A 14,867-nucleotide genomic window follows, 5' to 3' on the forward strand; every position below is an offset into this window, starting at 1 on the left:
TCATTCCACGCGAACGGGTTGGCCTGACGAGGGCCGCGAGGGTGTCCGCGCTTATTGTTGTTATTTGGGTTCTGCTCGGCGCTGTGAGGTTCAGCTTGGCGCCACGGTCCTCGACAAGTTTAAGACTAGGAGGATATTGACGAGTGCCAAGAGCTGAAGCGTCGGTCGTCTTTTGTTTATAGCTTACACTACATGTGCCACCCAGCATAATGAAGATTGGTATATTTTCGATTAACGCTGGTAAACTTTTCAGGAACACTGCACGATTTCTAGGCATCCCCGCTGCCCCGGTGGCGGGGGCAGCTCGTGACCTCGGGGGCCGCGTGGGAAGTGAACAAACCCATGCCCCTAGCGGCGCGCAGGACCAAGGCGGAGCTCAAAGTCGCGTGTGCACCTCTGCTGACCCCGACCGGTATCACGGTTAATTTACGTTAACCTACTGTTAAGGAGTGCAGCAAAAAGGTCACGACGGGGCAGGAACCGACCAAACTGCGCTGTTTGAGTCACGCTTAAACGCCAATCCGGTCCCGTTTCGGCACGGTCGGACTGGACACACAATTAGAGTTGAATGCATACTGACCTTAATATTGCCGCAAAGACGGCACGAGGCAGACGAATACAGGCAAATGAAACAGCGGCGCGGGGCAATTTCCTGCTGCGTGTCCGGTATAAAGTGAGCAGTTAGGCATGAGCATCGTTGCATATATTGCCCGCGACGCATCGGGTACCAACCAGCATGGCACCTCTTCGGAAGGATCCCCTTCTGTAATCCCGACGTCCGGCGCCAATGAAATTTCCCTCAACCTGAGCCCTTCCGATGTTGAGAGCTACGCCCGCCGCGGCAACGATCTCCACATTACATTGTCAGATGGCACGGTGGTTGAGCTGGACGGGTATTACGCCACAGGCGGCAAGAACCTGTTCCTGAGTGACGACGGCGATTTCATCGAAGTGGTCCTGGAAGACAAATCCGAAGGCATGCTGTTCGCCAGCTACGAACCCATTGATTTGTCTGGCAAATGGAGCGCCTACGATGACATGGTCTTTCTCGGGGTGGACCGGATCGAACCGGTGGTCGCCCCGCTTGCCGCGCCTTTGCTGGGCGGGCTTGGGGCCTTAGGCGCCGCTGCGGCCGGTGCGGCTGTTCTCATCGGCGGAGACGGCAACGACCCGGACTCCAATGCGATCATCCCCACCGTCAACGATGCCGACGCCACCTATGACGTGCCCGAAGGCGACCCGGACGGGGTCACTATCTCCGGCACCGGCGAAGCAGGCTCCGACGTGGAAGTCACGATCGGGACAACCGTGGTCACCACAACCGTGGATGACGACGGCACCTGGTCGGTGGACATCCCCACCGATGACCTGCCCGACGACGGCGTTTACGAAACCGTGGTCGGCGTGGTCGCCCCCGATGGCACCGAATATGATGACCTTGACGGTCCGACCATCGACATCGACACCGAAGCGCCGACTGTGATCATCACCGAAGGCACCCAGTCTGTCGGCGATATTGTCGATGGTGAAGAACAAGTGAGCGGCACCATCATCACCGGCACCGGTGAGGCGGGCGCGACGGTCACGCTTGAGATTGATGGCGCGACCCAGACCACAACCGTGGCCGAGGATGGCAGCTGGACGGTGACCTTCACCTCCGAAGAGATTGCCACCGGCGAATACGAAACCGGCATCACCATCACCACGACGGATGCCCACGGCAATAGCACCACCACAACCGACATTCTTGAAGTCGACACAGAGACCTCCGTTTCTATCGACACCGGGCTGGCCGGGGGCGACGATATCGTCAACGCCGCCGAAGCGGCCGCAGGTGTAGCGATCACCGGGCTGGCCGAAGCCGGCGCCAGCGTGTCTGTTACCGTCGAAGGTGTCACACGTACCGCGACCGCAGACGACGACGGCGTGTGGACGGTCACCTACGAAGACGGCACCCTGCCCGAAGGTGAATACGAAACGGAAATCTCCGTGACATCGACGGATTTGGTTGGCAACACGGCCACCGCGACCTCCACCATCGAAGTGGACACCGACGCGGGCTTTGTGCTGCTGTCCGATGATCCGATTGAAACCGACGATGTGATCAACGCCGAAGAGCGCGCCGACAATGTGACAATCACCGGCACCGCGACGCCGGGCGAAACAGTCACTGTCACCCTGGGCGACGCAAGCGGCACCACGGTTGCGGATGACGACGGCAACTGGTCCTACGACTTTGCCGCCGGTGAGATCCCCGAAGGCACCGACGAGCTGGATGTCACCGCGTCGATCACCGACGATGTTGGCAATACCGAAAGCGATACCGACACCGTTGGCCTCGACACCGAAGTCACGAATTTTGCATCCGACCCCCTTCAGACAGACGATGACATCATCAATCTGCAGGAAATGGCGGACGGCTTTACGCTCGATGGCACGGTCGAGGTCGGCTCCACCGTCGAGGTCGAGATCGAAGGCACCACCCATACCGCAACAGTGGATGACGACGGCAATTGGACGCTGACCCTTGATGGCGAAGATCTGCCTGAGGGGACTTACAATACCTCGGCAACCATCACGGCAACCGATCCGGCCGGCAACGTCGCCGTTCTGTCGCAGACCTTCAGCGTCGATACCGAATACGACAGCCCCACCGTGGACGCTGTCACCTTCTCCGGCGAAGACGTGCGGCGGATCTCCACCTCTGGTGCGGTCGACAGCTATTCGGTCAACACGCTGGAAAGCGACGGCTCAACAGAACAGCCAACCGCGACGATCACGCAGGATGACGTTTTCGGCACCGAATTCACCTTTGACACCGCGATCCCGGATGGCACCAATCTGGTGGTCAGCAGCCAGGACACCGCGGGCAACTCCTCTTCCACCATGGTCCTGTTCCAGGACAATGCGACGGAAAGCGGAACACTGGACCATGCGGCGCTTGGCGACTTCAACATTGATGCGCTGAACCTGGAATATGCGTCAGACACCAACCTCACTCTGACCGAGGCCGATATCAACGCGCTCTCCGGTAACTCTGACACGCTCAAGGTTCTTGGCGGCGCCGACGATACGGTGACCCTGACCGGCGGCACGCTGCAGGGCACCCAGGACGTGGATGGCGAGACCTACAATGTCTACACCATCGGCGATGGCGATACGATGCTGCTGGTCGAAGACGACGTAAACGTCATCATCTAAGCACCGATCAGCGCGCCACAGGACTGTCCCCTACGGGGCGTCCTGGGCGCGCCGACGCTATAACCTGCGGACCAACCGCGGGGACTTGAGGCACGAGGATCACCCATGGACCTGGCACGACGCATATCTGCCGTTGCACTTCTGTGCAGCCTGACGGCATGCGGCCTGCCAATCGCAGGCAGCGCCCCCGGCGCGCAGGACAACGCCTCTACCAGCAGCAATTTTTCACAATCCGAAGACGCCCCGCAATCCGAGGTCATCACCGCGCTGATGCAGCGCCGGTCGATCCTTCAGCCGGACAGTATCTATGGTCAGGTGGCGGCGGCCTCGCTCAGCGCCTCGGCACGGGCATCGGAATCCGAGCTGATCAGCGCCCGGCTGCGCGCGGCGGCCAAGTCCAAGAACTGGCTCCCGTCCCTGAGCCCCACAGTCAGCCTGAACGACCTGGGCGAGATGGTGGCGAGTCTGCTGGTGGACCAGATCCTGTTTGACAACGGTCGACGCAAGGCGGAACGCGCCTTTGCCGCCGCCGACGTCGAAGTCGCAGCCGTGACCCTGTCCGAGGATATGAACAACCGCGTGGAATCCGCCCTGGGTCTGTATGTTGCCGGCTTGCGCGGCGATGAAAAAGCCGCTTATGCGCATCGCGCCGTGCGCACCATGCGGGATTTTGAACGCGTCGTGGTTGGCCGGGTCAACGGCGGCGTCTCTGACCGGTCCGACCTCAACGTCGTTCAGTCAAAGATCAGCGGCGTCGAGGCCAGCATGGCAACCGCCAACGATGCGGCGCGTACCGCCCGCGCCGAACTGGAGGCCATGACCGGCCAGCAGTTCTCTGCCGCCCCGCAACGGCTGGAACTCAGCCTGCCGCCCAACGGCAGCAATTATCTGAGTGTCCTGAAGGCCCAATCAGAAGCCACCCGTTCCATCGAGCAGGCCAAGATGGAGCGCGCCGGTCTTTTGCCGCAGGTCGGGGCGACCGGCCAGATCGGCAGCGAAGGCTCCGGCGCGGGGCTGTTGGTGAACCTGTCCGAACCCCTCGGCCTGGGGACACCGGCGGCACTGCAGGCGGTCGAAGCCAGCAAGGAAGCCGCGCGGCGGCGCGTCGGCGAGGTGCAGGAAGAGGCACGCCGAGAATATAGCCGCGAGATCCAGCGCCTGGCCTCTTACCGTCGGCAAGAGCGCGAGGCCCTGGCGCTGTCGCGGGCCAGCCGCGAGACCTATCGCCTGTTCAAGGCCCAGTTCGAGGCCGGACAACGGCCCGTGATGGATGTCATTCCGATTTACGAGGAACTGGTCAAGCGAGAGCAGGCCTATATCGACGCAAAATACGAAGTGGTTCTGATTCAACTGACCCTGGCAGCGTCACTGGGTCTTCTGGCGGATGGGGATAAGATTTGACGGATCGAGACAACCACAGCCCCGAGCAGCCCACCCCTCCGCCGAAAAAGCGCAGGCTGAAACTTTCCGATGTCTCTGGCGGCCTGTCGCTGAAACGTCGCAAGTCAGGTGAGAAAACGGCAAAGAGCGGTGGTCTCAAACTGTCCAAGGTGGTGGCGCTGCCATCCGTAACGCCGCCGCCTGCAACCGACTTTGCCCTGGACGATGGCGCGGCGATCCTGAACCTTCCCCCTGCCCCCGTCCCTGACCCTGCCCCCGCTGCGGATCCTGTTGTGGTCCGCGATCCACAAGGCAGCCCCGCTGCGGCAGACACCGCCGCCGCGCCCGACACTGCCGCTCCAGAGGCTTCGACCGTGGAGCCCGCCACGTCCCCGGATGCCGCCGGACAACCAGAAACTCCCGAAGGCGCCCCCCCTCCGGCGCAGGTCGCGACCACAGATGCCGAAACCGACGAGACCGAAGGCGAGACCGATGCCCGGACCGACACCGGGACTGGGACAGAACCCAAATCGGCAAAATTACGCGCCGCAGAGGACGCGGCCTATCAACAGCGGCTGAAGGCCCGCGCCCAGTTGCTGTGTCGCCTGGCGTCGCTGCGGGGGGTGCCCCCTGCACCACAGGATATGGTCGAGCATCTGCAAAGCTGCGGCGATGCGTCCTTGCGCCCCGAAGCGATGACAAGCGCGCTGGTGACGGCCGGGCTCAAGGCGCGCATTGTCCAGCTCAAACGCCCCAGCCCACGCCACTGGCCCGGCATCGCGATCATGCAGGGCGGTCAACCCGTTCTGGTGCTCAGCCAGGGCAAAGCTGGCGTGACCGTCTACGACACCTCCTGTCCGGACAACCGGGCCGAAGTTCCGATGCAGGATTTCATGCCGTTCTTCACCGGGCAGATCCTGACCGCGCGCGCTACGGTGGCGCAGCTTGCACAACGTCACACGCCACAGCTGGACAATTCCCACTGGTTCTGGGGCGAATTCCCTAAATACCGCCGCCAGATCGGCGAGGTGATGCTCGGCTCGCTTGTGGCCAACCTGCTGGCGGTGGCCGTGGCGCTGTTCTCGCTCCAGGTGTATGACCGGGTGGTGCCGCACCAGTCGCAGGCAACGCTTTGGGTGCTTGCGATTGGCGCGCTGATGGCGATCGCCATGGAAGGCATGCTGAAACTGGCCCGCGCCCGGATCACCGATGCCTCTGGCCGCCAGATCGACCTTGCCGTCCAGCACAAGCTGATGCGCCGCGTCATCGGCCTGCGGATGGATCAAAGCCCCCTGCCCCCGTCTGGCCTGTTCGCGGCCATGCGCGATTTTTCCTCGGTGCGGGAATTCTTTACCTCCTCCACCCTGTCGACCCTGGCCGATGTCCCCTTTATCGCGGTATTCCTGCTGCTGGTGGCCTCCATCGGCGGGCCGGTGGTCTATGTGATCATCATCGGCGGCATCCTGATGCTGCTGCCCGGCTATTTCATCCAGAAAAAGATGCTGGCAATGACCCGTCTGGCGCAGGGGGCCTCATCCAAGAGCGGCCGCCTGCTGCACGAAGTTGTCAGCGAAATGGAAACCATCAAGACCCAGCGCGGCGAAGAACGCATCCTGCGCCAGTGGGATGAATTGAACCTGTTGTCATCGCAGGCCTCCAACGGCCAGCGCAAACTGGCCAGCGCCCTGACCTACTGGAGCCAGGGCGTCCAGCAGGCCACCTATATCAGCGCCGTGATCCTTGGGACCTATATGGTCTTTGCGGGCGAATTCACCGTCGGCACCATCATCGCCACCGGCATCCTGACCAGCCGGACCCTGGCGCCGCTGACACAGTTTGCCGGCACGCTGGCCCGCTGGAGCAATGTGCGCGCAGCACTGGATGCGCTCGACGTGATCGCCGATGCCAAGCAGGAGCGCGAAACAGGCCGCGCCTATCTGCGCCGCGACCAGATCCAGGGCCGTTTTGAGCTGCGCGAAGTGGTGTTCCGCTACGATCCCGAAGGGGCGCCGAACGTCGATGTCCCTGCCGTGGCGGTGACGCCCGGCCAGCGCGTTGCGGTGCTCGGGGTGAACGGCTCCGGGAAATCCACCCTGCTCAAACTGCTGGCCGGGCTTTACACCCCGCAGCGGGGCCGCGTGATGATTGATGGCACCGACATGAGCCAGATCGAACCGCGCGACCTGCGACGCCACATCGGCTATCTCGGACAGGAAGTGAAACTCTTTGCCGGCACCCTGCGCGACAACCTGAACCTGTCGCTGCTGTCGCATGACGATGCACGGGTGATGGAAGCGCTGGAATTTGCCGGCCTCGCGCCCTTTGTGCAATCCCATCCGCGAGGTCTCGACCTGATGATCGGCGACGGCGGTTCTGGCCTGTCGATTGGCCAGCGTCAGGCCGTGGGCTGGGCGCGTCTGCATCTTCAGAACCCATCGGTGGTGTTGCTCGATGAACCAACGGCGGCGCTGGATCAGACCCTTGAACGCACGCTGGTCAGCCGTCTGGATGCCTGGCTTGAAACCCGCACCGCGATCATCGCGACGCATCGGATGCCGATCCTGTCGCTGACCAACCGGACACTGATCCTGCAGGCCGGTCGCATGGTGGTGGACGGGCCGCGCGACGAAGTCCTGGCCCATCTCAACGGAAAGGCCAAAGCGTCATGAGCATTGCCGCAGATATGGATCTCCTCGAAGGCACGCATAGTGCCAGCCGCATGATCAAGCTGGTGGCGCTGGTGCTGGTATTGTTCCTGACCTGGGCAGGCTTCGCCTCGGTGGACGAGATCGTGCGCGCCGACGGGCAGATCGTCTCCTCCTCCCGGTCACAGATTGTGCAGAACCTCGAAGGCGGTATTCTTGCCGAACTCCACGTGCGCCAGGGCGATGTCGTCGAGGCAGGTCAGATGCTGGCCAAGCTGCAGGACACCAAATTCCGCGCCGCCTCTGACGATCTGCAGGACCAGATCGACGCATTGGAGATCAAGCAATACCGGCTTGAGGCAGAGATCGAAGGGGCGTTTGAATTCACCGTCCCCGATGCGCTCGCCAGCCGGTCGCCGTCAATTCTGGCCTCCGAACGCGCGCTTCTCAAAGCGCGGCAAAGCGATTTCAACAGCCGGCGCAACAGTGCCGAAGATATTCTGCGCCAGCTGAAGAACGAGCTGTCGAACCTGCGGTCGCTGCATGAACAGAACATCGTCGCCCTGCTCGAAGTCAACGAGTCCAAGAAACGTGTCAGCGACGCGCAGGCGAAATTCGACGAGATCGGCACCCAGTCCGAATTGGCCCTGGCCGAGGAATACTCCGAGGCGCTGCGCCAGCTGACCTCCCTGCGTCAGGAACAGCGTCTGGCCCGCGATCAGCTGAACCGGACGGTGATCACCTCGCCCATGGCAGGCATCGTCAACAGCCTTGCCGTGACCACCATCGGCGGCGTGATCCGGCCCGGTGACGAGATCCTCGAAATCATCCCGCAGGGCGAAGAGCTGTTCGTCGAGGCGCGGGTCAAACCCGAAGATATCGCCAATGTGCAACGCGGACAGGATGTCACGATCAAGCTGACGGCCTATGACTATACGATCTATGGCTCGCTGCGGGGCAAGGTTGATATCGTGTCGGCCGATACCTTCGAGGACGAACGTGACGCCGATGCCCCGCCCTTTTACCGGGTCACCGTCCGGGTCGACCGTTCCAGCCTGACCGCGCGCCAGCAACAGATCGAAATCCGTCCCGGCATGCGGGCCACGGCAGAATTGCAAACCGGGTCAAAGACCATCCTGACCTATCTGCTCAAGCCGCTCTACAAATCCCGCGAAGCGTTCCGCGAACCCTAGGCGACCGCATCTCGCCGGGCTGACGCGCCCTCATCAGACATAAAAAAACCGGATCCCTGGCGGGTCCGGTTGCGGTATTGTGATCTGTGGTATTGTTCGCGATCCGGGTGGGAGCCCCAGAGCGCCCTGCCCTGGCTGGAGTGTTTGTGATCGCGGGTCGCCATTCTGGCCGACCACAGCTGACACGATGTGTGGGAAAATCTCAGCCGGCCTGGCGCATCATGGTCTGGAGCGTTCCGTCCAGTGTCGTTCCGATCGACACACGGCGCTGACCCAGGGCCGCCTTGGAGGAGATCACCGAAACGATACGCGGACGCTGACCCGGCAGGACTTCCAGAACCGGTGCGCCAGAGGCACCAAATTCGACGCGGCAGGACATCACGACGGTTTGGGTGCGACGGGACAGAACATGGCAGTCCTTTTCAAGGTTCGGACGGGTCGCATTGTTGTAGTTGTAGGACAGGACATCGACGCTGGCACCGCGGTCCGCACGGCTGGACATGCTGAAGGGGCGGATCTCGCCATGGCTGATCGGGCTGGACAGACGCAGGACGGCGATATCATGTCCCAGCTGGGCCCGCCCGGTGGCACGGAACTGATAGCTTGGGTGGACGACAGCTTTGCTGACCATACGCGCGGCCTTGAAACGGCGCCCGTCCAGGCCCGCCTCAAAACGGATCCCACGGGGGTTGACCCGCTGACCGGTCTTGGCATCGAACACACAATGCGCGGCGGTCAGCACCAGGTTCGAGGCGATCAAAGTACCGGTGCACATATACTTGCCCGAGATGTTCAAACGCCCGACCGCTTCCCAACCCGGCAGGCTGCTGGCCCGGCGGTCAAAGGCCTTTGCCGTATCGGCGGCACCTAGTGTCAAACACGCAACGATAATCGCAAACAACATTCTCATTGGTCCACTCCATTTTCCCACGTTGCCAATCTCGTTCAGGCGTTGGGCTGGAATGTGGCTGGCCGCTGTTGGGCTTGGACCAATTCATGGATTGATTGTGACAGTCTTAACACTGGTTAACATTTGCGCCTGACGCAGGCTCAGACTGACAGAAAACCCAAGTATTACATGCGTGAAGGTTAACAATTTAGACAAATCGAGGCTAAAGTCCCGTAATTTAAGACGATTTGTAGCGAATTTCGATCCGATCCGGGGGGATTGTTTTGGGTTCGTGCGGCAATCGGGGCACCGAATCCGGCCCCAGAGGGGGAGACTCTGTCAGAATCGCCACATTTGACCGGGTTCAAGAATCCTTAACTAAGGCCGCATTCGTTAAACTTTTAGGCGCCGAAGGTAAAAACGCGCGCCAATCAGGCGCGCGTCCGGGTCGATCATCCAAGCCAGAGCCCCGCCGTCAGCGGTAGAGCAGCGACTGGCCCTGATGGAACAGATGAACCTTCTCCGGCTCGGCATAAAGCCGCACCCGCTTGCCCCGCACCCCTTGGTGGATGCCGGGCAATTTCGCGATCAAGGCATTCTTGTCCACTTCAGGCGTGAAATAGAGCACGGTCACTTCGCCCAGTGCCTCGACGATGTTGACGGTCGCGTCGATGATCGCACCGCCTGTTCCGTCCTCAAACAGATCTTCGGGCCGCACGCCGACATTGACCTTCATCCCCAGATCGCTGTCCTGCGTCGGTACGGTCGATGTAACCTCGTCACCGCTCTCCAGACGCAGACGGGTCGTCGCGCCGGTGCCGATGACCTCGCCGGGCAGCAGGTTCATGGCAGGAGAACCGATAAACTGGGCCACGAATTCATTCTGCGGCCGCTCGTAGAGATCCAGCGGCGTTCCGACCTGGGCGATGCCCTTGTTCGCCAGCACGACGATGCGTGTTGCCAGGGTCATCGCCTCGACCTGATCATGGGTCACATAGATCATGGTGCTGTCGGGCATCGACTCCTTCAGCTGCGCGATCTCGATCCGCGTCGCCACCCGCAGGGCGGCATCAAGGTTGGAAAGCGGTTCGTCGAACAGATACACCTTTGGATCGCGCACGATCGACCGCCCGATGGCAACACGCTGACGCTGCCCACCCGACAGGGCTTTGGGCAGGCGGTCGAGGTACGCCTCAAGCTGCAGGATTTTCGCCGCCCGGTTGATGGATTCGTCGATCTCCTGTTTGCTCTTGCCCGCGATCTTGAGCGCAAAGGCCATGTTGTCGCGCACCGTCATATGCGGATAAAGCGCATAGGATTGGAACACCATGGCGATGCCGCGCTGTGCCGGCGGGATGTCGTTCATCACCGCGCCGTCGATTTCCAGCGTGCCGCCGGTGATCCGCTCCAGCCCCGCGATCATCCGCAAAAGCGTCGACTTACCGCAGCCCGACGGGCCGACAAAGACGATCAACTCGCCCTGTTTGATGTCCAGATTGATGTCATTCAGAACATTGACCGCGCCTGCGTAGGTCTTCTCTACCCCGGTCAGTTTTAGGTTCGCCATGGTCTCCTACTCCTCTTCCAGGGGTTATGTGCGCCGCGCGATACAGGGCTGCCACGGGGCCAGCGTCAGCGTTCCGACCGTTGCGGCAACATCCGCCGTTCCCAGATCCGCGCCCAATTGCTCCCAGGCGCCAGCCGGCAGGCCAATTTCGGCCGGTGCGTCACCCAGGTTGAAGGCGCAAAAGATCTCTTCCCCCTCGGCGGAGCGGGTGAACTGCACCACGTTCCCCTCTGCCCGCACCTTGTCATGGTGGCCGCGCGACAGGGCCGCATGGGCCCGGCGCAGGGCAATCGCCCGCCGATAGTGATGAAGCAACGCTGCGGGGTCCGCCTCCTGCTCTGTCACTGCCAGGGCGGCATGTTCCAGGCTGACAGGCAACCAGGGGCGCGCCTCGGAGAAGCCGCCATAGGTATTGTCGTTGTTCCAGACCATCGGTGTGCGGCAGCCATCGCGGCCCTTGAACTCGGGCCAGAATTCGATGCCATAGGGGTCTTGCAGATCTTCAAAGGCGATATCCGCCTCCGGCAGGCCCAGTTCTTCGCCCTGATAGATGCAGACCGATCCGCGCAGGCACATCATCATGGTGGTATATAGCCGCTGTGCCGCATCCCCCAGGTTCCAGCGGGTCACATGCCGGACCACATCATGGTTGGAGAACGCCCAACAGGCCCAGCCTTCGGCCGCCACGTCATCAACCTTGTCAAACACCTCGGCCACGCGGGCTGCGTCCAGCGGGTCTTTTGCCAGAAACTCAAAGGCATAGCACATGTGCACCCCGGTGGTGCCCGCCGTATATTGCCCCAGGATTTCCAGCCCCCGCTGCGCGTCGCCCACTTCGCCCACGGCCGTCTTGGACGGGTATTCGTCCAACAGGGCGCGGAATTTGGCAAGGAAGGCCAGGTTTTCGGGCTGGTTCTTGGAATAGAGGTGTTCCTGATGGTTATAGGGGTTCACCGAAGGCGCGATATTGGCATTGCGCAATTCCTTGGGCAGCGCCGGGTTGGAGCGTAGCTCCTTGTCGTGAATGTAGAAATTGATGGTGTCCAGGCGGAAGCCATCGACGCCCCGCTCCAGCCAGAAGCGGGTCGCATCCAGCAGCGCGTCCTGCACCGCGTCGCAGTGGAAATTCAGATCCGGCTGCGTGGTCAGAAAGTTGTGCAGGAAGTACTGTTCGCGGCGCGGGTCCCATTGCCAGGCCGGACCGCCAAAGATCGACAACCAGTTGTTCGGCGGCGTGCCATCAGGGTTCGGGTCGGCCCAGACATACCAGTCGGCCTTGGGGTTGTCACGGCTCTGACGACTTTCCTGGAACCAGGGGTGCTGATCAGAGCTGTGCGACAGCACCATGTCGATCATCACCCGCAGACCCAGATCATGCGCCTTGGTCACCAGATCATCAAAATCGGACAGCGTGCCGAACATCGGATCCACGTCGCAATAATCGCTGACGTCATAGCCGTAGTCCTTCATCGGCGAGGTGAAGAAGGGCGAGATCCAGATCGCGTCGACACCAAGCGAGGCGATATGATCCAGCCGCGAGGTGATGCCCGGCAGGTCACCGATACCATCGCCGTTGCTGTCTTGATAGCTGCGCGGATAGATCTGGTAGATCACCGCCCCACGCCACCAGTCGGGGTCATTGGCCAGGACGGATGCGGGGTTGATGGAGGTCTGAGCGTTCATTCTTGGGTGGTCCGTCATCATAAGGTGGAAAAGAGGTCGCCGGGGATCATTTGACCGATCCGGCCAAAAGCCCGCGCACGAGGTATTTCTGCATTGCAAAGAAGACCCCCAGCGGCACTGCTATCGAAACAAAGGCGGAGGTCGCGAGGATCTCCCAGTTGCCGCCGCGGGTGCCCAGCAGCTCGACAATCTGCTTTGTCATCACCGTGGTTTCGCCGGTGGCGTCGATCAGGAACACCATGGCCACCAGTAGATCGTTCCAGGTCCACAGGAACTGAAAAATCGCAAAGGAGGCCAGCGCCGGGAAGGACAGCGGCAGGATGATCCGCACGAAGATCTGGAAATCGGTGGCGCCGTCGACGCGCGCGTTTTCGATGATATCGCGCGGGATACCGATCATGTAGTTGCGCAGCAGGTAGATCGCCAACGGCAGGCCAAACCCTGTGTGGGCCATCCAGACGCCAAGGTAGCCCTTGCCGATGCCAATCTCGTTATGGAATTTCAGCAACGGGATCAGCGCCAGTTGCAAGGGCACCACCAACAGGCCGACGATGGTCGCGATCAGCAGCGCCCGGCCCGGAAACTCCATCCAGGCCAGCGCATAGGCCGCAAAGGCCGCGATCAGGATCGGGATGATGGTGGCCGGAATAGTTACCGTCAGCGTGTTGAAAAAGGCCCGCGCCAGATTGTCCGTGGACCCGCCGGAGATCAGGATTGTCTCGTAGTTCTCAACTGTGAACTCTGGCGGCACAACGGCGGTTGCAAACACCCGCGGGCCACGGCGGCCCGACATCTCTTCGGCGGATTGAAGCCGGTAGGCGCCGTCTTCCTCTACGGTCAGGACGCTGCCGTCGCGCAGCTCGGCGGTGTCGCCGGGGCCATTGGCATCAATCTCGCGCGCGTTGGTGCCCCAGGCAGAGATCTTGGCCTTGCTGCCCTCTTCAAAAAGATTGCCCTCGATCACCCAAAGGTCGCCCTCCTGCACCTGCGCATCCGGCTCTGCCGTGCGCAGGGTAAGGTTCTGTTCGGTGGGAAACAGCGCTTTCCACCACCCCGAGGTGGCAATCTGGTCGCCGGTCCGAAAGGAAGAGACAAGCAGCCCGAGCGTCGGGAACAGCCACAATCCGACCAGGACGATGACAGAAATCCGCAGCGCCCAGATCAGGCTTGGTTTTTGTCCTGCAATGGCATTCATGGTCTATCGCCTCCCTCAGCGCATTTCGCGGCGTGCGTTATAGACGTTCCAGACCAGGATCGGCAGCACCAGCAGCATGATCATCATCGCACTGGCAGAACCGACACCCCAGTCGCGGGCGACAAACAGCTTGTCGTACATGTAGTTGGCAAGCACCTGCGTCTGCCATTGGCCGTTGGTCATCGCAAACACGATGTCAAAGACCTTGAGCACCACGATGGTGATGGTGGTCCAGACCACGACGATGGTACCGATGATCTGCGGCACCTTGATGCGGAAAAAGATCTGAAACGGCCCGGCCCCGTCGACAATTGCGGCCTCCACCGTTTCCTCCGGGATGCCCCGCAGAGCGGCCGACAGGATCACCATGGCAAACCCGGTCTGGATCCAGACCAGCACCATCATCAGGAAGAAGTTGTTCCAGAACGGAATGGTCAGCCATTGCTGCGGCTCGATGCCGCCAAGCCAGATATAGATCGCATTCAGCACCCCGATCTGTTCGGTGCCAGGGGGGCGTGCATCATAGACCAGTTTCCAGATCACGGCGGCACCGACAAAGGAGATCGCCATCGGCATGAAAATCAGGGATTTGGCAATATTGCCCCAGGCCAGCCGGTCGGTCAGCTGTGCCGCCAGCAGGCCAAAGGCGGTCGACGCAGCAGGTACCACAAGCAGCCAGAGGAAATTGTTCTGCAAGGCTTCCCAGAACTTCGGCTCTCCCAGCATCTGTTTATAGTTCGCCAGTCCGACAAACTGCGACCCGCCACCGGGCAACCGTTCTGTCAACGACAGCCGGATGGTTTCAACCACCGGATAGGCCAGGTAGAGCCCCAGCGCCAGCAAGGCGGGAAACAGAAAGAGCCAGGGACGCACCATATTGGCGCGGCGAATGTTACGGGCGATCTCCTTGCCCCGGGCGGGAAAGATCAGCGTGTCGAGAATGATGTTCGAGAGATAGAAATAGCCGACACAACCCCCGACGCCAAAGGCGATGGTCAGCAGCCCCTGAATGGCTGGATGCATAACTGGCTCCTGAAATATATGGCCGGGATGCTGATGCGCAAAAGGCATGAGCCGCGTCGGCAAATGGGTGTGGGGCCACCATCAAAGGCGG

Annotated in this window: 9 protein-coding genes; 4 read left to right on the forward strand and 5 right to left on the reverse strand. The window is 61.4% G+C overall.

All coding sequences use genetic code 11. The annotated features are described in order from the left end of the window. Window positions 1-687: 687 nt before the first annotated feature. The 4 genes from TRIHO_RS08360 (at window position 688) to TRIHO_RS08375 (ending at window position 8,419) form a co-directional block, all read left to right on the forward strand. On the forward strand, window positions 688-3,201 hold the full coding sequence (locus TRIHO_RS08360) for an Ig-like domain-containing protein (RefSeq protein ID WP_068241966.1): 2,514 nt from the start codon (window positions 688-690) through the stop codon (window positions 3,199-3,201). A gap of 105 nt (window positions 3,202-3,306) precedes the next feature. After that, on the forward strand, window positions 3,307-4,602 hold the full coding sequence (locus tag TRIHO_RS08365; RefSeq protein WP_068241967.1) for a TolC family protein: 1,296 nt from the start codon (window positions 3,307-3,309) through the stop codon (window positions 4,600-4,602). After that, on the forward strand, window positions 4,599-7,250 hold the full coding sequence (locus TRIHO_RS08370) for an ATP-binding cassette domain-containing protein (RefSeq protein ID WP_068241968.1): 2,652 nt from the start codon (window positions 4,599-4,601) through the stop codon (window positions 7,248-7,250). Before TRIHO_RS08365 ends, TRIHO_RS08370 begins: the two co-directional genes overlap by 4 nt. Then, complete coding sequence (locus tag TRIHO_RS08375) at window positions 7,247-8,419, forward strand: HlyD family type I secretion periplasmic adaptor subunit (protein ID WP_068241969.1); 1,173 nt, start codon at window positions 7,247-7,249, stop codon at window positions 8,417-8,419. The genes TRIHO_RS08370 and TRIHO_RS08375 overlap by 4 nt, the downstream gene beginning before the upstream one ends. A gap of 202 nt (window positions 8,420-8,621) precedes the next feature. Here the strand turns inward: TRIHO_RS08375 and TRIHO_RS08380 are convergent, their stop codons facing one another. The 5 genes from TRIHO_RS08380 to TRIHO_RS08400 all read right to left on the reverse strand — a co-directional run bounded on the left by TRIHO_RS08380 (window position 8,622) and on the right by TRIHO_RS08400 (window position 14,776). After that, window positions 8,622-9,329, reverse strand: a complete 708-nt coding sequence (locus TRIHO_RS08380) for a trypsin-like serine peptidase (protein ID WP_082705073.1) — start codon at window positions 9,327-9,329, stop codon at window positions 8,622-8,624. Between the two features lie 454 nt (window positions 9,330-9,783). Then, window positions 9,784-10,875, reverse strand: coding sequence for an ABC transporter ATP-binding protein (locus TRIHO_RS08385; RefSeq protein ID WP_068241971.1), 1,092 nt, complete (start codon window positions 10,873-10,875; stop codon window positions 9,784-9,786). 24 nt (window positions 10,876-10,899) lie between these two features. Beyond that, the gene (bglA, locus tag TRIHO_RS08390; protein WP_068241973.1) at window positions 10,900-12,558 is read right to left on the reverse strand and encodes a beta-galactosidase BglA; all 1,659 of its coding nucleotides are present in this window, start codon (window positions 12,556-12,558) and stop codon (window positions 10,900-10,902) included. Window positions 12,559-12,604: 46 nt separating this feature from the next. Beyond that, the gene (locus TRIHO_RS08395; protein WP_068241975.1) at window positions 12,605-13,753 is read right to left on the reverse strand and encodes a carbohydrate ABC transporter permease; all 1,149 of its coding nucleotides are present in this window, start codon (window positions 13,751-13,753) and stop codon (window positions 12,605-12,607) included. A gap of 15 nt (window positions 13,754-13,768) precedes the next feature. After that, window positions 13,769-14,776, reverse strand: coding sequence for a carbohydrate ABC transporter permease (locus TRIHO_RS08400; protein ID WP_068241979.1), 1,008 nt, complete (start codon window positions 14,774-14,776; stop codon window positions 13,769-13,771). Between the last annotated feature and the right edge of the window lie 91 nt (window positions 14,777-14,867).

The sequence above is a fragment of the Tritonibacter horizontis genome (assembly GCF_001518015.1).
Classification (GTDB): Bacteria; Pseudomonadota; Alphaproteobacteria; order Rhodobacterales; family Rhodobacteraceae; genus Epibacterium; species Epibacterium horizontis.